At 45.6% G+C, this 18,850-nt stretch carries 20 protein-coding genes; all 20 read right to left on the bottom strand.

The annotated features are described in order from the left end of the window. Positions 1 to 16: 16 nt before the first annotated feature. Entirely contained in the window at positions 17 to 553 is a 537-nt protein-coding gene (locus tag FD961_RS00100; protein ID WP_071464382.1) for a F0F1 ATP synthase subunit delta, read from the bottom strand. Between the two features lies 1 nt (position 554). Further along, the gene (locus FD961_RS00095) at positions 555 to 1,025 is read right to left on the bottom strand and encodes a F0F1 ATP synthase subunit B (RefSeq protein ID WP_072582048.1); all 471 of its coding nucleotides are present in this window, start codon (positions 1,023 to 1,025) and stop codon (positions 555 to 557) included. 63 nt (positions 1,026 to 1,088) lie between these two features. Further along, the gene (gene atpE / locus FD961_RS00090; protein WP_011901869.1) at positions 1,089 to 1,355 is read right to left on the bottom strand and encodes a F0F1 ATP synthase subunit C; all 267 of its coding nucleotides are present in this window, start codon (positions 1,353 to 1,355) and stop codon (positions 1,089 to 1,091) included. Between the two features lie 45 nt (positions 1,356 to 1,400). Beyond that, positions 1,401 to 2,276 (bottom strand): F0F1 ATP synthase subunit A, encoded by an 876-nt coding sequence (gene atpB, locus FD961_RS00085; RefSeq protein WP_215393633.1) that lies wholly within the window; start codon positions 2,274 to 2,276, stop codon positions 1,401 to 1,403. Positions 2,277 to 2,316: 40 nt separating this feature from the next. Next, on the bottom strand, positions 2,317 to 2,808 hold the full coding sequence (locus FD961_RS00080) for an ATP synthase subunit I (protein WP_215393632.1): 492 nt from the start codon (positions 2,806 to 2,808) through the stop codon (positions 2,317 to 2,319). 69 nt (positions 2,809 to 2,877) lie between these two features. Next, positions 2,878 to 3,768: a ParB/RepB/Spo0J family partition protein gene (locus tag FD961_RS00075; protein ID WP_215393631.1), complete on the bottom strand. Its 891-nt coding sequence runs from the start codon at positions 3,766 to 3,768 to the stop codon at positions 2,878 to 2,880. A gap of 20 nt (positions 3,769 to 3,788) precedes the next feature. Next, the gene (locus FD961_RS00070; RefSeq protein WP_215393630.1) at positions 3,789 to 4,559 is read right to left on the bottom strand and encodes a ParA family protein; all 771 of its coding nucleotides are present in this window, start codon (positions 4,557 to 4,559) and stop codon (positions 3,789 to 3,791) included. Between the two features lie 18 nt (positions 4,560 to 4,577). Then, a complete protein-coding gene (gene rsmG, locus FD961_RS00065; RefSeq protein ID WP_215393629.1) occupies positions 4,578 to 5,246 on the bottom strand; it encodes a 16S rRNA (guanine(527)-N(7))-methyltransferase RsmG in 669 nt (222 codons plus the stop codon). Then, on the bottom strand, positions 5,243 to 7,162 hold the full coding sequence (mnmG, locus tag FD961_RS00060; protein ID WP_215393628.1) for a tRNA uridine-5-carboxymethylaminomethyl(34) synthesis enzyme MnmG: 1,920 nt from the start codon (positions 7,160 to 7,162) through the stop codon (positions 5,243 to 5,245). The genes rsmG and mnmG overlap by 4 nt, the downstream gene beginning before the upstream one ends. Positions 7,163 to 7,268: 106 nt before the next feature. Continuing rightward, the gene (locus tag FD961_RS00055; RefSeq protein ID WP_215393627.1) at positions 7,269 to 8,006 is read right to left on the bottom strand and encodes a TSUP family transporter; all 738 of its coding nucleotides are present in this window, start codon (positions 8,004 to 8,006) and stop codon (positions 7,269 to 7,271) included. A gap of 120 nt (positions 8,007 to 8,126) precedes the next feature. Further along, on the bottom strand, positions 8,127 to 9,056 hold the full coding sequence (locus FD961_RS00050) for a branched-chain amino acid ABC transporter permease (protein WP_215393626.1): 930 nt from the start codon (positions 9,054 to 9,056) through the stop codon (positions 8,127 to 8,129). Positions 9,057 to 9,058: 2 nt separating this feature from the next. Next, complete coding sequence (locus tag FD961_RS00045) at positions 9,059 to 9,979, bottom strand: branched-chain amino acid ABC transporter permease (protein WP_215393625.1); 921 nt, start codon at positions 9,977 to 9,979, stop codon at positions 9,059 to 9,061. A gap of 17 nt (positions 9,980 to 9,996) precedes the next feature. Next, the gene (locus FD961_RS00040) at positions 9,997 to 11,220 is read right to left on the bottom strand and encodes an ABC transporter substrate-binding protein (protein WP_215393624.1); all 1,224 of its coding nucleotides are present in this window, start codon (positions 11,218 to 11,220) and stop codon (positions 9,997 to 9,999) included. A gap of 22 nt (positions 11,221 to 11,242) precedes the next feature. Further along, positions 11,243 to 11,947 (bottom strand): ABC transporter ATP-binding protein, encoded by a 705-nt coding sequence (locus FD961_RS00035; protein ID WP_215393623.1) that lies wholly within the window; start codon positions 11,945 to 11,947, stop codon positions 11,243 to 11,245. Continuing rightward, on the bottom strand, positions 11,944 to 12,711 hold the full coding sequence (locus FD961_RS00030; RefSeq protein WP_215393622.1) for an ABC transporter ATP-binding protein: 768 nt from the start codon (positions 12,709 to 12,711) through the stop codon (positions 11,944 to 11,946). Before FD961_RS00030 ends, FD961_RS00035 begins: the two co-directional genes overlap by 4 nt. A gap of 93 nt (positions 12,712 to 12,804) precedes the next feature. After that, a complete protein-coding gene (locus tag FD961_RS00025; protein ID WP_215393621.1) occupies positions 12,805 to 13,029 on the bottom strand; it encodes a DUF3717 domain-containing protein in 225 nt (74 codons plus the stop codon). Positions 13,030 to 13,044: 15 nt separating this feature from the next. Next, positions 13,045 to 13,536 (bottom strand): SET domain-containing protein, encoded by a 492-nt coding sequence (locus tag FD961_RS00020; RefSeq protein WP_071464368.1) that lies wholly within the window; start codon positions 13,534 to 13,536, stop codon positions 13,045 to 13,047. A gap of 2 nt (positions 13,537 to 13,538) precedes the next feature. After that, on the bottom strand, positions 13,539 to 16,037 hold the full coding sequence (gene gyrB / locus FD961_RS00015) for a DNA topoisomerase (ATP-hydrolyzing) subunit B (RefSeq protein ID WP_071464367.1): 2,499 nt from the start codon (positions 16,035 to 16,037) through the stop codon (positions 13,539 to 13,541). Positions 16,038 to 16,048: 11 nt separating this feature from the next. Further along, entirely contained in the window at positions 16,049 to 17,164 is a 1,116-nt protein-coding gene (dnaN, locus tag FD961_RS00010; protein ID WP_215393620.1) for a DNA polymerase III subunit beta, read from the bottom strand. Positions 17,165 to 17,428: 264 nt separating this feature from the next. Then, positions 17,429 to 18,850, bottom strand: a complete 1,422-nt coding sequence (dnaA, locus tag FD961_RS00005; protein WP_251371276.1) for a chromosomal replication initiator protein DnaA — start codon at positions 18,848 to 18,850, stop codon at positions 17,429 to 17,431.

The raw sequence follows: 18,850 nt of genomic DNA, 5'->3' as shown, positions 1-18,850 counted from the left end.
TCTTAATAGGGATGACTTATGCGCCAAGACTTGCTTGCATTTGAGCTAACTGGGCCTTAACTGAACTATCCATTACTTCATCGCCAACCTGAATGCGAACTCCACCAATCAATGCTGGGTCAACCTGAATAGTTGGGCGCAATTCTTTACCCCCAAAGCGCTTCTTCAAACTTGACAACAAATCATTTAACGCAGAACCCTCTAATGGGAATGCGCTTGTAATATTTACTTCTGCAGCGCCTTCGCTTTTGTTCTTCATTGCCTCAAATTGATGGGCAATCTCAGGAACAGCTGCTAAACGGTGGTTTTGATTCACGAGATTTAAAAAGCTAGCAACCTTAGGGTCTAGCTTGGTTTTCACCATGCCAGAAAGCAGCTTGCTCAAATCATCCGCAGACACTTTGGGATTGTTTGATAAAGCAGCAACCTCTGGCAAAGCAGCAAGCTGTGCCAATTCATTTAACTGCTCCAAACAACCCGCAAGCTCAGCAGGCTGAGCGCTTTGAAAAAGCGCCTCAGCATAAGGACGGGCAATAGTGGCTAATTCAGCCATATCAAAGTTCTGCCTTTAATTGGTCAAGTAATTGGCCATGTGCTTTTGCATCAACTTCGCGACGCAAAATTTGCTCGGCGCCTTTAACAGCAAGAACAGCCACTTCGGCGCGCAGAACTTCGCGGGCACGAGTTACTTGCTGTGCGGCATCTTGTTGCGCTTGAGAAATGATGCGAGCGGCTTCAGCTTGTGCGTTAGCGCGAATTTCTTCGGCTGACATTTGTGCACGCTTTTCGGCTTCGGCTACACGTTGCACACCTTCTTGGCGTGCTTTAGTTAATTCTTGCTCAGCTTCATTGCTAGCCAATGCAAGCGCCTCTTTGCCACGCTCTGCAGCTGCCAAACCATCAGCAATTTTGCTTGAACGCTCATCTAACGCCTTAACCAGCGGTGGCCACACGAAGCGTGCAACAACCCACCATAAGACGAAGAAAACGATCATTTGCGCGAATAGGGTCGCGTTCAGATTCACGATATTCCTTTCAGTATTGTTGAGAACAATTGGATGACCCTTTGGTCATCCACGCCAAAACAATTACTTGATAACTGCGAGCAGTGGGTTTGCGAAAGCAAACAACATTGCAACACCAACGCCGATCAAGAACGCAGCGTCGATCAAACCAGCCAAAAGGAACATCTTAGTTTGGAGTGGCTCCATCAATTCTGGTTGACGTGCACAAGCTTCGATGTACTTGCCGCCCATCAATGCGATACCCAAACAAGCACCGATCGCGCCGAGGCCGATGATGATGCCGATACAGATAGCTGTTGAACCTTGAATAGTTGCTAAAAATGCTTGCATGTTGCTGACTCCTGAAGTTAAAAGAGGTAGGTTAAAAATAAAATCTTAGTGATGGCTATGCGCTTGCCCGATGTAGACCAAGGTCAACATCATGAAAATAAAGGCTTGCAACAAAATAACCAAAATGTGGAAGATGGCCCAAGCTGATCCAGCAATAACATGGCCCACCAATCCGAACAGGGTTAAATCTAAATTAAACGTCCATACGCTACCAAGCAAGGCGATCAACAAGAAGACCAGTTCGCCGGCATACATATTTCCGAAAAGTCGCATTCCCAAAGAAACGCCTTTTGCTAAATACTCAATGATGTTTAAAGCAAGGTTGAATGGGGCCAAATACCACTTAGCGCCAAACGGAGCAGAAATCAGCTCGTGCAGGAACCCGCCAAAGCCTTTTACCTTGAAGCTATAGAAGAACACTAAAACGAGAACCGATAAGGACATGCCCATCGTAGCGTTTAAGTCAGTTGTTGGAACCATGCGGTTATGGGGAACGTGACCGCCGAAGTTGCCAATGAAATGATTTACCCCAAGAACCCAATCCACAGGAATTAAGTCGAGGGTATTTAACAGGATGATCCAAAAGAATACGAAGAGGGCGAGAGGGGCAATAAAGGTACGGTCGCCGTGAACAATACTTTTAGCTTGTGTATCGACCATCTCCACAATCATTTCCACTAAAGACTGGAAGCGACCTGGAACACCTGGGGTTGCGCGACGTGCAGCAATCAGCAGAATAAAGACTGCTACAAAGCCCATTAGCGAAGCCCAAAAAATGGTGTCTAAATTAATGACACTGAAATCAATAATAGAAGACTGATGTTCACCAGTGCTGGTGAGATTTTGTAAATGCTCAGAAATGTACGCGGTTGGCGTCATTTGCTCGGCTGCCTCGTGGGCTTGGTGTACTTCGCTAGACATCTCTTAACTGGTCCTTTGTTTCAATCTCAATTGTCACTACTTAGCGCCACAACCACGCCAACCAAACACACTTCAAGGCAAGCAGGTAAGTCACCAACAAGGGGACCCACAGCACACCAGGGACGAGGTACGCAATCCCTATAAACAACATCAATGTCACAGCAATTTTTATAAATTCGCCGGAAATTAATGCCGCTAAAAATCTTCCTGGATTCAATCTTTGCGATTTCTTTGCTAACTCGAGCCTTGTTAAAAACAGGGCTGAAGGCAAGACGCTAATTAAACCACCTAAAAACGCCGACTGAGTATAAAGGCTTACCCCTACCGGCTCCCCAAAAATTGACCAAAACATCATGCTGACCACTGTAATCAGCACTTGTGCCAAAACTAATTTCCAAGGCGATAGGGTTCGATACTTTATTGCATCCCTTTGCTGCAACGCAATAATTTCTTCCTTACTGTAAACCCGAATGACTTCTTCTGGCTCATCCCACTCATCTGCGTCAGAAAATTGATTTTTTTGAGGAATCAATTTAGCCCCGAAAGTTTAATGTGTGCACTGCAATATGTCAAAGGGTTTACGGACATTTTTCTTCTTAATTTAAGCCTCGATACCCAACTTTTTTAATAAAGAATCAAGCTCATCAAACTGGCTAAAGTGAATTCTGAGTTCTCCGCCCTTGCCTTTAAACCTAAATTCAGCACTTAACCCTATTAAATCAGCGATTTCTTGGGTCAAGCGGCGCATATCCGGATCACTACTTGGGACTACAGAGCCTGACTTGGTTTTTGTCTTTTTGTCCCCAATCTGCCCTCCTGCAATTGCCAAGGCGGTTGACATTTTCTCGGCCTCACGAACTGACAGGCCTTGCGCAGCAATTCTTTGGGCTAATGCGACTTGGCTTGCACCCGGCAAAGGCAAGAGCGCTCGGGCATGGCCCATATCAATATCGCCAGCTAAAAGCATGGCTTGTACTGGTTTGGCCAAGTGGGCTAAGCGTAATAAATTGCTAATCGCACTACGTGACTTGCCCACCGCTTTTGCAGCTTGCTCATGAGTAAAGCCAAACTCCTCAATGAGTCGTGCCAAGCCTTGGGACTCTTCGAGAGGATTCAAATCCTCTCGCTGCATATTTTCAACCAAGGCCATTGCTGCTGCCGCTTGGTCATCTGCACCAGAAACTAAAACCGGCACCTCTTTCAAGCCAGCGATTGTTGCCGCACGGAAACGACGTTCGCCCGCAATAATTTCATACTTACCAAGACTAACCAAGCGAACCAGTAATGGCTGCATAACACCTTGTTCACGGATGCTGTCAGCCAGCTCCTGAAGGGCGCCTGCTTCCATTTTTTGACGGGGTTGATACTTGCCCGCCTGCAATGCAGTTAGTGGCAAACGATTGATTTCTGTTGATGCGCTAGCTTGTGAAGCTTTCTCTCCAAGCAAAGCTTCTAGACCTCTGCCCAAACCTTTTTTCTTAATTGCAACCATGGTTTTATCTTCTTAAAAAATTACATATGTTTGATGCGCTCAACCATCTCCGCACCAAACTCTAAATACGCTTTTGCACCACGCGATGATTTATCAAATGCAACTCCTGGAAGCCCGTAAGATGGAGCTTCAGCGAGCCTTACATTGCGCGGAATAATCGTCTTGAATACCTTGTCGCCAAAGTGCTCAAGTAACTGTTCTGATACTTGCTGTTGCAAGGTCATACGTGCATCAAACATCACGCGCAACAATCCAATAATCACTAAATCAGGATTTAAATTTGCATGCACTTGTTTGATTGTGTTTACCAAATCAGACAAGCCCTCTAACGCAAAATATTCACACTGCATTGGAACAATCACGCCGTTTGCTGCGCATAGTCCATTAAGCGTCAATAAAGACAGAGCTGGAGGGCAATCAATCAAAATGAAATCGTAATCATTAGCCACCTGTGAAAGCGCATCCTTCAAGCGAGATTCGCGCGCATCCAAATCTACCAATTCAATTTCAGCGCCCGCTAAATCACGATTAGCTGGAAGTACGTCATAGCCAGAACTTTCGCAAGGCTTTGCACATTCTCTTACTGATGTCAGGCCAATTAAGACTTGATAGACGCTAGTATCCAACTCAGCCTTTTCAACACCGGAACCCATAGTGGCATTGCCCTGAGGGTCTAGATCAACCAGCAATACGCGCTGCTTGAGCCCGGCCAATCCTGCCGCCAAATTCACAGCCGTTGTGGTCTTGCCAACACCACCTTTTTGATTTGCGATACAGAATATTTTTGCCATAAGTGCTTTAGATTTTGCTTAAGTGGTGAGGGTCGATTTTCTCATGGGGGTCAACACCAAAAGACGGCGTTCAACCGATAAATTCGGAATAAGTAGTGCTTCGTCGGCTAGCAATTGCCAGTCTTCACTACACACATCAGCCATTTCTTCATCCGCGCGCTTTGCTTTCATTGCAAACACCAGGCCACCTGGCTTCAGAAGGGGCAATGAAAGGTCTAAAAAACGTGCGAGATTTGTAAATGCACGGGAAATTACAGCATCAAATTGGGCAGGTTGCTGCAACGCAACATTTTCAACTCGCTCGCTCAGCACTTCTATGTTCTTTAGTTTTAATTTTCCCCGCACATGCTGCAAAAAAGCAGTCTTCTTCCGAATTGCCTCAATCAATGTCAGCCGCCACTCTGGCTGCACAATGGCAATTGGAATTGCGGGCAGGCCACCACCAGAGCCAAGGTCAGCAATTTTAGGGTTTGGGGCTTTTAAAAACCGCCTTAATACCGGCAAAACAGCAATGGAATCAATGAGGTGTAGGCGAATAGAGTCTTGCTCGCTTTCGATGGCAGTGAGATTGTGCACCTGATTCCAGCGGCCCATTTCTTGTAAAAAAAGCTCCAAATCAGCAATATTGGCATTGCTTAAATTGAGGCCCAACCCTTCAATTCCGAGAGCTAGCAAGTCCTCTGTCATGCAGTTTCTTGGGGGCGGCCCAAACCTTTTTTGAGGTGGACTAATAACAAAGAAAGTGCTGCCGGAGTGACGCCAGAAATTCTTCCAGCCTGACCCAGCGTCGCCGGCTTATGCAAATTCAGTTTTTGCTGAACCTCTTTAGACAGGCCAAGTACCAGCGAATAATCAAGCCCCTCTGGGAGGGGGAAGCTCTCGTTATGCTCCTGGCGGGCAATTTCAACAGCCTGACGATCAATATAACCCTGGTATTTAACCGAAATCTCCACTTGGTCGCTGATTTGAGCTGCCAAGCCAAGATCGGCATCCAAAACGTCTGGCGCCCACAGACCACCGCCTAGGGCAGTAATCGCCTCATAAGTCACGCCTGGGCGCCTCAAAAGCTCGGTTAAGTTGCACTCATGGGACAAGTCTTGACCCAACAACTGAGCAACTAGTGGAGCCGCCTCATGTTTGGGACCAACCCAAATATCTTGCAAACGAGATGTTTCACGTGAAACAGCTTCTTGTTTTCTACAAAACACTTCCCAGCGATAGTCATCTACCAGCCCCAAATCGCGTCCAATAGTGGTTAAGCGCATATCTGCGTTGTCCTCACGCAAACTAAGGCGGTATTCAGCACGACTCGTAAACATGCGATAGGGCTCTTGAACCCCGCGAGTAATCAAATCGTCAACAAGAACCCCAATATAGGACTCGCTTCGCTTTGGCAGCCACGGTTCTTTGCCTTTTGCGGCCAGCCCAGCATTAATCCCGGCCAACATCCCTTGGGCAGCAGCCTCTTCATAGCCCGTTGTACCGTTGATTTGGCCAGCAAAATACAAGCCGCCAATCACTTTTGTCTCTAGGCTATGGCGTAGCTGACGGGGATCAAAGAAATCATATTCAATGGCGTAGCCAGGGCGGACAATCACCGCAGACTCTAGGCCCCGAATACTTCGAACCAAGTCCCACTGAATATCAAAAGGCAGACTTGTGGAGATGCCATTAGGATAAAACTCATTGGTCGTTAAGCCTTCAGGCTCCAGAAAGATTTGATGACTGTTTCTAGAGGCAAAGCGATGTATTTTGTCTTCGATGGAAGGGCAGTAGCGTGGACCAACCCCTTCAATAACCCCTGTATACATTGGCGAACGGTCTAAGCCACCGCGAATAATGTCATGGGTCTTCTCATTTGTATGTGAAATCCAGCAAGGAACTTGCTTTGGGTGCTGCTCTGGACGACCTAAGTAAGAGAAAACGGGGACGGGATCTAGGTCACCGGGTTGCTCGAGCATGACAGAGAAATCAATTGTTCTACCATCAATTCGAGGGGGGGTGCCCGTCTTTAGCCTTCCCTGGGGCAGTTTTAATTCTTTCAGGCGTGCGGACAAGGAAACCGATGCAGGGTCGCCTGCGCGACCACCAGCATAATTATTGAGGCCGACATGGATCTTGCCGTCTAAAAAGGTGCCGGCAGTCAGAACTACCTTTTTGGCCATAAACTCTAGGCCCATTTGTGTCATAACGCCCTGAACCTCGTCGCCATTGACCAGAAGGTCGTCAACGGCGGCCTGAAAAAGGGTTAAATTCGGCTGATTTTCTAGGCGCCGGCGAATGGCCGCCTTATATAAGATGCGGTCGCCTTGAGCTCGGGTTGCTCGGACAGCGGGCCCTTTACTCGAATTAAGAATACGAAACTGAATTCCTGCCTCATCGGTAGCGGCTGCCATAGCGCCGCCCATGGCATCAATTTCTTTAACCAAGTGGCCCTTGCCAATGCCACCAATCGATGGGTTACAACTCATTGCGCCCAGATTTTCAATGCTGTGGGTTATTAGTAGCGTGTCGCAACCCATGCGTGCCGATGCAAGGGCAGCCTCAGTCCCAGCATGACCGCCGCCCACAACAATGACATCGAAACTTTTGGAATAACGCATGATTTGCCTCAGGTAGGGCGATGATCATAGCATTTTGTTTGTTTCACGTGAAACAAAACATTAAGAATTCTTATAAAAATAAAAGGCTATTTTGTAAGTAATTGATTTAATTAATAAAATACGCATTCCATGCTGACTTGAGGATCAACACACTAACAATAAGCAAGAAAGCCTTCCTCACAAAGGCGCTGCCGTGCTTAATTGCTAAGCGACTACCAAATTGACTGCCTGCAATATTGGCAATCATCATGGCAAATCCAAGCGGCCAGTTTATTTGCCCAAGACTCGCCAACATGAGAATGGCAGCCAAATTAGTGGCGACATTAACTAATTTAGTTGCGGTGGAAGCATGCAAAAAATCAAAGCCAAAGAAGCGGACAAAACCAAAGAGCAAAAAGCTACCAGTACCGGGCCCAAAAAATCCATCATAAAAACCAATAATTAAACCCATCAAAACTGCTTTGGCTTGGTGAATACGACCAAGCCCTTGAGGCGCATGTGACTCGCCAAGCTTAGGCTGAAACCAGGTATACAACAATAAAAATAAAAGGACAAAAGGCAGCGCTTTGCGCAAAGGCTCTGCAGGGAAATTGCTCACTGCGTGAGCACCCATTAAAGACCCAATAAATCCTGCGACAACAGCCGGCAAAACCAGCGGCCAAGGCAAAGAGACGTGTTGTAGAAATTTGCGTGCAGCATTAAAGGTGCCACCAACCGCAGCGATCTTGTTTGTTGAAAGCAAAGTAGCTGGTGGAACATTTGGATAGGCGGCAAACAAAGCGGGGACTTGAATTAAGCCGCCACCACCCGCAACTGCATCAACTAGACCAGCAAAAAATGCCATCGCCAAGAGCAATGGCCAGATGTAAATTGAAAATTCGATGAGAGTCTCTTTTATTTAAGTGCATGCGGCGCAATTAAGAATTAGCGCCGCACTAAAACCAAATAATAAAAGGAAAAAAATTTAGTTTTTGTTTTTGTAGAAAGCAGCAATCTCTCCAACGACGCCACGACGGAATGCTAAAACACAAATAACAAAAATAAACCCGGTTGCAATCGTGCTCCATGAGCCAATGTTTGCAAGATAGTTTTGTAGGCCGACAACAATGCCTGCTCCAACAACTGGACCAAGAATGGTTCCCATGCCACCAAGCAAAGTCATTAAAACAACCTCGCCCGACATATGCCAATGAACATCAGTCAATGTCGCCAACTGGAATACGAGTGATTTCATAGACCCCGCCAAACCAGATAGGGCCGCAGAAATAACAAATGACATTAGCTTAAAACGGTCAACGTCATAACCTAAAGAAATGGCACGGGGTTCATTCTCACGAATCGCCTTCAAAACTTGACCGAATGGGGAATGTACGGCACGCATGATGAGCGCAAAACCAAATAAGAAAACAGCCAAGACAAAGTAGTACATAGCAACGTCATCTTTGAGGTCAACTAAACCAAATAACATTCCGCGTGGGACACCCTGAATACCGTCTTCACCGCCGGTATAGGGAAGTTGCACTGCCAAGAAATACACCATTTGCGACAGGGCCAAAGTGACCATAGCAAAGTAGATGCCTTGCCTACGGATGGCCAAAGAGCCAATCAAATATCCCAAAATGCCAGAACCCACAACACCCAAAATAATTCCTAGCTCGGGTGAGAGACCAGCCTCTTTACAAAAGTAGGCAGTGATATAGGCGGCTGTTCCAAAAAAAGCTGCGTGACCGAATGACAGCAGGCCAGTAAAACCTAAGAGTAAGTTGAATGCGCAAGCGAAGAGGGCAAAACACAAAACCTTCATCGCAAAAACCAAATAAATGAAGTCTTGAAGCGGCAGCAACAAAGCAATCAACACCAGAATGCCGTAAAGAAGTTTTGTTTTTGAGTTCATGGTTATTTTTCCCGCCCAAAGAGTCCGGCAGGGCGAATCAATAAAACAATAGCCATGATCACAAAAATCACAACGCCTGAGGCTTGCGGATAAAACACTTTAGTAAGGCCCTCAATCAGACCCAAACCCAAGCCTGTCAGAATGGCGCCCATGATCGACCCCATACCACCAATCACCACCACCGCAAAGACAACGATGATGAGGTTCGAGCCCATCAATGGGTTTACTTGGAAAATGGGAGCAGCCAACACACCCGCAAAACCAGCCAAGCCAACGCCGTAAGCATAGGCCAATGAAATCATTAATGGAACATTGATGCCGAAGGCTTGCAACAATTTTGGGTTCTCAGTTCCTGCGCGCAAATAGGCGCCCAACTTAGTTCTCTCAATAACGTACCAGGTTGAGAAGCACACTGTCAGAGAAATCACCACTACCCATAAACGATAGATAGGCAAAATGATCCCGATAGAGTCCAAGGGAATAGCGCCTTGGAGTAATTCTGGGGCTGGATAGCTCTCACCAGAAATTCCATACCAATGGCGGAACATGCCTTCAATAATTAAAGCTAAGCCAAATGTTAGTAATAGGCCATATAGGTGGTCCAAGTGATACAAGCGGCGCAACATCGTGCGCTCGAGAATTAAGCCGAAACCTGCCAACACAAGCGGAACAACAATTAAGGCAAACCAGTAGTTAATAGACAGCTCGGGGAAGCCTAGCCACTGACTAATCTGAGTCAAACCAATCCAGGCAATAAATGCACCCATGGTGTACTGAGCACCATGCGCAAAATTAATGATGTTGAGAAGGCCAAAAATAATGGCCAATCCCAAACTCAATATGGCATAAAAAGAGCCATTAATAAGCCCCACCAAGAGCTGGGCTACCAGCCCTTGAGGGGTAATTCCGAGAAGTTCAAACATGCTTGATTTCTATTGACTTACTTATTTACTAATTTGCACTTCGATTGTGAAAGCGGCAAAGTAGCTTCTGCGGCTGGAATCGTCGCGCGCACATTGTAGTAATCCCATGGGCTCTTAGAATCAGCAGGCTTCTTCACCTCAAGAAGATACATATCATGCTCAAACTTTCCATCAGCGCGGATCTTGCCCTTAAATAGGCCATCATCGATGTTGGTTGATTTAAGCGCCTTCATCACAGCTTGGGTATCGTCGGTCCCCGCTTTTTGAACTGCGTTTAGATAAGCCAGAACAGATGAATAAACGCCAGCCTGAACCATGGTTGGCATACGCTTATGTTGCAAGATGAAGCGCTTGGAGAATGCGCGAGTCTTGTCGTCTTTATCCCAGTAGAAGCCCTCTGTCAGGTACATGCCTTGTGCAGCAGGCAGGCCTAAAGAGTGAACGTCTGAGATAAACATTAACAATGGCACAACAGTCTGCTTTTTGTTAATCCCAAACTCGGACGCTTGCTTAACAGTATTAATAGTGTCTTGGCCGGCGTTAGCCAAGGCCACTACATCGGCGCCACTAGCTTGTGCCTTTAGAAGATAAGAAGAGAAGTCGCTATTTGGAAACGGGTGCTTACTAGTTCCTAGCACCTTACCGCCATTAGCAGTTACAACAGCTGTCGCATCTTTCTCAAGAGCAGCACCAAAGGCATAATCAGCGGTGATGAAGTACCAGTTCTTTTTGCCCTGTTTAACAACTGCCTTACCAGTGCCATTTGAGAGCGCATAAGTGTCATAGGCCCAATGGACGTTATTGGCAGTACATTTTTCATTGGTAATTGCGAGTGAGCCTGCGCCAGATACCAAGGTGATCTTGTTTTTTTGCTCTGCAACTTCCATCACAGCTAATGCCACATTGGTTGAAACCAGCTCAACAATCACATCTACACCATCTTTGTCGTACCATTCGCGCGCTTTGTTGGCGGCAATATCTGCCTTGTTTTGATGGTCTGCACTAACGAGTTCAATCTTTTTACCGATAACAGTGCCGTCTTTAGAAAAGTCGGCAATTGCCATCTTGGCGGCTATGACTGCGCCAGGACCAGCCAGATCAGAGTAGGTTGAAGACAGGTCTGTTAATACGCCAATCTTAACAACGTCGCCACTCACCTTGGATCCTGCTTGTGCAAAAACTGGATTCGACGCAAACATCGTTGCGGCTACCAGTGATGCGGTTATTTGCTTTAACTTCATTCCTATCTCCTATAGAAAACCACTAAACACCCAGATACTCATTTAATAGAGTTGCTTTTTCAGCAAGCTCGCTTTGTTGCACCACCTCAACCACCTTGCCGTGCTCAACCACATAATGACGATCAGCTAAAGGCGCGGCAAATCGGAAGTTCTGTTCAACTAAAACAATTGTGAAACCCTTATTGCGCAGGCTGGTCACAACCTCGCCCAATTTTTGGACAATGACTGGTGCTAAACCTTCAGTAATCTCATCAAGCAAAAGGAGTTTGGCGCCGGTTCTTAAAATGCGGGCCATTGCCAGCATTTGCTGCTCACCGCCAGACAGTCTAGTACCTGGACTATTGCGCCTTTCATACAAATTTGGAAACATCTCATAGATTTCATCCAAACCCATGCCGCCCGGAGCAATTTCAGGCAACAGCATTAAATTCTCTTCTGTACTTAGGCTTGCAAAAATGCCGCGCTCTTCTGGACAGAAGCCAACCCCTAGGCGTGCAATTTTGTAAGTAGGGGTGGTGATGGTTTCAGCACCATAAATTTGGACTGAGCCAGTTCTTTTGCTAGTTAAGCCCAAGATGGTTTTCAGGATGGTGCTCCGGCCAGCGCCGTTTCTACCCAAAAGCGTAACCACCTCGCCATCACGAACAGCAAAATTTACGCCGTGCAAGATATGAGATTCGCCATACCAAGACTCTAGGTTTTTTACCTCTAGCGCCATAGTGCTCATAGGTTATCGCCCCCATGGCTTCCCATATAGGCCTCAACAACCAAGGGGTTATTGGAGACCTCCTTATATGAACCCTCTGCCAAAACCGACCCACGCTGCAAAACAGTAATTCGGTCAGCAATGGATGAAACCACCTTCATATTGTGTTCAACCATCAATATGGTTCTACCTTTAGCGACCCGATCAATTAGTTCTGTGACACGCTCCACATCTTCGTGACCCATGCCCTGTGTTGGCTCATCCAAAAGCATCAGTTCGGGTTCCATGGCCAGGGTTGTCGCAATTTCAAGGGCCCTTTTGCGGCCATAAGCCAAATTTAAGGTTTCTTCATTTGCAAAATCTTGTAAACCAACCTCGTGAAGAAGTTGCATGGCGCGCTCATTAAGAACGCTTAGAGAGTTACCAGATTTCCAAAAGTGAAACTCGGTGCCCAATCCTCGCTGCAGCGCAACACGGACATTCTCTAATACGGTTAGATGGGGAAATACTGCTGAGATCTGAAACGAGCGAATTACCCCACGGCGAGCAATTTGTGCCGGCGCCTCCTTGGTGATATCAAAACCATTAAACAAAATTTGACCGCTACTGGGCTCAAGGAACTTTGTCAGCAAATTAAAGCAGGTGGTTTTACCGGCGCCATTAGGCCCGATCAAAGCATGAATTGTGCCCCTAGTGATATCTAGGTTGACATCACTGACAGCTGAAAATCCTTTAAAAGATTTTCCAAGTCCGACTGTTTTTAAGATTGTTTCTTGCAAGCTCATACCCTCTACCCCCTCTTGGGGCAAGACATTGAGAATAACCCAAGATGGTGTTGCTATATATAGCGATAACCCTAGATTAAAAAGGTTTGTGGCTTATGCGCCCTGCGAGATCTTGATGAACTTCTGAATAGACTCTCTTGCAAGCCCATCAAGAACATCAAGCGGCATCCGCTGAGACCCCTGAACAATCATTAGGGCATAAGGCTTTGCAAGCGCAGAGGCCTCTGGGCACAAGCGCAGCTCATCGCCTTCGGCAGGAGACTGGCTACGCCAATAGTTAATAGCAGCCTCGAGCTCTTGAATTGTGACAAACAACATAATGGCTTGGGAGTTTTAGTCTTTAGATGCAAGCATCGTGCCGCGACATTTTTTGGCGCCACAACGACACTCGTAATCCTTTTTCATTTGCTTGGTAATGCGTCCCTCAATATCAAGCGAGTAGTCATAAAACAACTCTTCCCCAACCTTGAGATTGCGCTTCGCATAAATGAAGACGCGTGGCTTGCCACCAAAGGAGTCTTCGCGAGTTTCACAAATTGGTTTACAGGAGTGATTAATCCAACGGGCAGCATTACCCCCATATTTCGCATCGATGACGCGACCATCTTCCAATGAAAAATAGAAGGTATGGTTTGGATCTTTGGGGTCGTGTGGGTGACGTTTCTCAGCCAATTTCCAGCTGATGCGCTCGCCCTTGTACTCAATAATAGCCTGCCCCTTTTTAATGGGCTTTGCCACAAACACACCCTTACCGTGAATCGGCGAAGACTTAACCACAATAGAGGAGCGATCCACCTTTGGTGGTTTTAATTTCTTGGAGGCCATATTTAAACGTCTAAGTTTCGGGCTATAAGCGCGTTCTTTTCAATAAACGCACGACGAGGCTCAACCTCATCCCCCATTAATGTTGTAAAGACTTGGTCGGCAGCGATAGCATCTTCAATTTTCACCTGCAAGAGCGTACGTGAGCTGGCATCCATAGTGGTTTCCCACAACTGAGATGGGTTCATCTCGCCAAGACCCTTATATCGCTGGCGACTAAGCACGCGTTCAGCCTCAGATAGAAGCCAAGAGAACGCGCCCCTGAAGTCGCTAATAGTTTGTTCTTTTGGATTTTTTTCTGGATCACCGCGACGTACTTTTGTGCCAGGGAGCACTTTGCCAGATAAAACTGCCGCTGCATTAGCAAGACTCTGGTAATCATCACCATGAACAAAATCTGAGTTGATGGTTGAAAGCTTTAAGTTGCCATGAATGCGGCGTGACAATAACAAGCGGAAGCGCTCTGTGCGATCTTCTTTTTGCACAATAATTTCTGGCGGTAAGGCCAAAGGGTTTAGAGAATCGGCAAGCGCTTTTCTGAGTTGATCGGCAGATTCGTTTGCAGACTTCTCTGTATCTAAATTAAGCTGTGTACCTGATGCAATTGCACGCAAAGCATCTTCATCAATGGTGCGAGACAGGCGGTCCACAATGGATTGAATAACTTGGTAATGTTTAGCCAACTCATTTAGAGCCTCGCCCTCAATTAGCTCACCATTAGGTATCTGCAAAGAAGCGGTTTCTAGCGCAATCTTTAATAGCAATTGATTGAGCTCAGCATCGTCTTTGATGTATTGCTCGCTCTTACCAAACTTCACCTTATACAAAGGAGGTTGCGCAATATAAATATGGCCACGCTCAATCAACTCTGGCATCTGTCTATAAAAGAAAGTTAAAAGTAGCGTGCGAATATGGCTTCCGTCAACATCCGCGTCGGTCATGATGATAATGCGGTGGTAACGCAGCTTATCTGCCTTGTACTCTTCAATGCCTATTCCGGTACCTAGAACGGTAATTAAAGTGACCACCTCTTGACTGGCCAACATTTTGTCAAAGCGCGCTTTTTCAACGTTCAGAATTTTTCCTTTTAAGGGAAGAATTGCTTGAAAACGTCGATCACGTCCTTGCTTTGCAGAACCGCCCGCAGAGTCACCCTCCACAATAAACAATTCGGATTTTGTTGGGTCTTTTTCCTGGCAATCGGCCAATTTTCCCGGCAAACCCAAACCATCTAAGACGCCCTTGCGTCTTGTCATATCGCGCGCTTTACGAGCAGCTTCACGAGCGCGCGCAGCATCTACTATTTTTCCACAAAGGATTTTTGCGTCTGCTGGGCGTTCTTGCAAATACGCACTTAAAGCCTCTGCAACAATTTCTTCGACAGGTCCACGAACCTCGCTTGAAACCAGCTTGTCTTTTGTTTGGCTAGAAAACTTTGGTTCTGGAACTTTGACAGACAAAACACAGGCTAAGCCTTCGCGCATGTCATCGCCAGAAATCTCCACCTTTGCTTTTTTAGCAACCTCATTCTCATCAATGTATTTATTGATCACGCGAGTCATAGCTGCACGCAAACCGGTTAGGTGAGTACCACCATCTCGTTGTGGAATGTTATTAGTGAAACAAAGCACTTGTTCACTAAAGCTGTCATTCCATTGCATAGACACTTCAGCTGTAATCTGACCACCTAAATCTGAGGGGCGAACACCTTCGGCATAAAAAATGTTGGGATGTAAAACGTTTTTGGTTTGATTAATATATTCAACAAAACCTTTGACGCCACCCGAGAAGGCAAAATCTTCTTCTTGACCAGTGCGTTGATCAATTAATTTAATGTGGACGCCATTATTTAGGAAAGAAAGTTCACGAATGCGCTTTACAAGAATTTCGTAATGAAATTCGACATTACCGAAAATTTCCTCATCCGCCAAAAAGTGAACCTCTGTACCCGATAACTCAGTATCGCCAGTAACAGTAATGGGGGAGGTGATAACACCATTTTCTTCTTGAATATTTCTGTTTTGAATAACGCCACGCGCAAACTCCATGTAGTGCGCTTTACCATCTCGACGAATTGTTAGTTTTAGCCATTTTGAGAGGGCATTTACGCAGCTTACACCCACACCATGTAAACCACCAGAAACTTTATAACTGTTTTGGTCAAACTTACCACCGGCATGCAACTCGGTCATTACGATTTCAGCGGCACTTCTTTTTGGTTCATGCTTATCGTCGTATTTAATACCTGTTGGGACACCACGGCCGTTATCAACAATTGAAATAGAGTTATCGGTTTGAATAACTACTGTAATTTCAGAACAGTACCCTGCTAAGGCTTCATCAATAGAGTTATCTAAAACCTCAAAGACAAGGTGATGTAAACCTGTGCCATCGGATGTATCCCCGATATACATACCAGGTCTTTTACGAACAGCTTCAAGGCCTTCTAAAATTTGAATCGATGCAGCGCCGTACTGCTCTACTACTTTTTTTTCTTCAGTCATTTTTTTCTAAATTAAATGCGCATTGGCATTACAACGTACTTAAAGTTCTCTGATCCAGGTAATGTAATCACAGCACTACTATTTGCATCACCCAAACTAATTTGAATTTTTTCGTCCTTTAGGTTGGCCAATACGTCGAGTAGGTAACTAACATTGAAGCCAATCTCAACCGCATCACCACTGTATTCAGTTTCAATTTCCTCTTGAGCTTCTTCCTGCTCTGCATTGGTTGATTGAACAGTAATGCGATTAGGAGACAAGGAAAAACGAACACCCTTAAATTTATCGGTTGTGAGAATTGCAGCGCGTTGTAAGGCTGCTTGCAAGACATCTCTACCTACGATTAGTGAGTTTTTATGGCCCTTTGGAATTACTCTTTGGAAGTCTGGAAATTTACCCTCGACTAATTTGGAGATTAATTCAATATCACCAAAAGCAAATTTCACCTGATTAGCAGTTAGACTGATCTCCAACATTTCATCAGAGTCTTCCAATAGATGCTGGCACTCAAGAATAGTCTTACGAGGAATAATGATCTCTTGTCTTTGACCAGACCCTGTAGGGGCCTCTGCAAGCTCAACCTGAGAAAATGCTAGGCGGTGACCGTCGGTTGCTACAGCAACCACGTCTTTACCTTCAACAACCAGCAACATTCCATTTAAGTAATAGCGAATGTCTTGCTGCGCCATTGAAAAATGTACTTGACTAATGAGTTGACGAAGACTCTTTTGAGACATTTTCCATGCGGCAGTTACTTCCCCAACACTTTGCATTACCGGGAACTCGGTTGCGGATAATGTTTGTAGTGAGAAACGGCTCTTACCGCTCTGTACCACCATACGATTGTCTTTAAGGTTTAAGGAAACTGGGCCCTCAGGTAGCGCCCGCAGAATATCTAACAGTTTTCTTGCAGCAACAGTAGTTGTTACATCCTCCGAACCAACACCAAAGTTGGCATTGGTTGTAATTTGAATTTCGATATCAGTAGAAATAAAAGATACCTTTTCACCATTCTTTTTAAATAAGAGATTGGCCAAAATCGGTAGCGTGTGTCTACGTTCAACAATCCCACTAACCACCTGGAGTGGTTTTAATAAACTATCGCGCGAGGTGTTAACTAGTTGCATTGCTTTTAAATCCTTGTATATATCTTAGTAGTAATAGTAATAAGGCTTTGTTTTTCCGTGGATAACTCAAAAACCCCAAACAAAACAACACATTAAACACTTAAAAACCTGTGGAAAACTTCTGTATAAGGCTTGCATAAAAACTGGATAACTCTACTTCAACACCCTATTTTTGCATGAAGCGTGAACTTTCCACAATTTATCCACACTTAATCCCCAAACTTATCCCTAGGGTTAGTAACAGGGTTATCCACAGGCAAAAAATCAAGATTTCAACGTTTGCTCTATAACGTGAATTTCGTGGTTCAACTGACTGTCATGCGAACGCTCTTCAGTGATCTTGCGAACCGCATGTAAAACAGTGGTGTGGTCACGTCCACCAAATAGCTCCCCAATCTCAGGAAGGCTTTTTTGAGTCAACTCTTTTGCCATAAACATCGCAATTTGCCTTGGGCGAGCAATATTTGCAGGACGCTTTTTAGAATACATATCAGCAACTTTGATGCTGTAAAAATCGGCTACTGATTTCTGGATATTTTCTACAGAAATTTGGCGGTTTTGTATTGAAAGTAGGTCTTTAAGGGCTGTGCGAGCTACATCAATTGTGACTTCGCGACCATGAAACCGGACAAACGCCAGAATTTTGCGCAAAGCACCCTCAAGCTCTCGAACATTGGAGCGTAGATGTTTGGCGACAAAAAAAGCGACATCCTCGGTCATTGGGATGCCCTCGCTGGCAGCCTTTTTCATCAAAATAGCCACACGCATTTCAAGCTCTGGTGGCTCAATAGCAACCGTTAAACCTGAATCAAAGCGAGATATTAGGCGGTCATCTATCCCAGCCATCTCTTTGGGGTAGGTGTCACTAGTAATAATGACTTGTGATTTATTGCTTAAGAGGGCCTCGAAAGCATAAAAGAACTCTTCCTGTGTCCTCGATTTGCCGCTAAAAAATTGAATGTCATCAATTAACAGGAGGTCTAATGAGTGGTAGTAGCGCTTAAAGCGGTCAAAAGCCTTTTGTTGGTAGGCCCGCACAACATCTGAAACGTATTGTTCAGCATGGATATAGCGAATCCTGGCGTTGGGTTTTTCTTTTAGAAGATGATTGCCAATCGCATGAATTAAGTGGGTTTTACCTAAGCCAACCCCGCCATATAGAAACATTGGGTTGTAGGATGTTCCGGGGTTGTGTGCTACTTGAATGGATGCGGCGCGGGCCAACTGATTGGCTTTTCCAGTAACAAAGGTCTCAAAAGTAAGGTTTGGATTGAGTTTTGAATGGTCCTCAATCTCGAATGGCTGCTCTTCAACAGAAATACTGGGGGCGGCTTCAGTCGCCACATCGACCTCAAGGGCCACCTCTTTCGCAGTTGATGCTGGGCTTGGTGCCACACCCTCAACTGCGAGGACAAAATTGATATTAATTGGTGCGCCAAAGTATTGTGATGCAAGCTCTTGGAATCGATCAGCAAAAGTCTTTTTAATCCAATCAAGTTTGAAGCGGTTTGGAGCGCCAACTGTTAGTGAGTGATCACTCTCTTCAAAAGATACAAGGGTTAGGGGCTGTATCCATGTTTTAAATTGCTGGGGCGACAGCTCGCGGGATAGGGCGCCAATGGCGCCATCCCAAAAACCCAATGGACTGGTTGAATTCAAGGCGGGAGGATTTTGTAGGTTGCTCAT

It is taken from the genome of Polynucleobacter sp. TSB-Sco08W16 (genome assembly GCF_018687455.1).
GTDB lineage: Bacteria > Pseudomonadota > Gammaproteobacteria > Burkholderiales > Burkholderiaceae > Polynucleobacter.
This window is presented reverse-complemented; position numbering and strand designations above follow the sequence as displayed.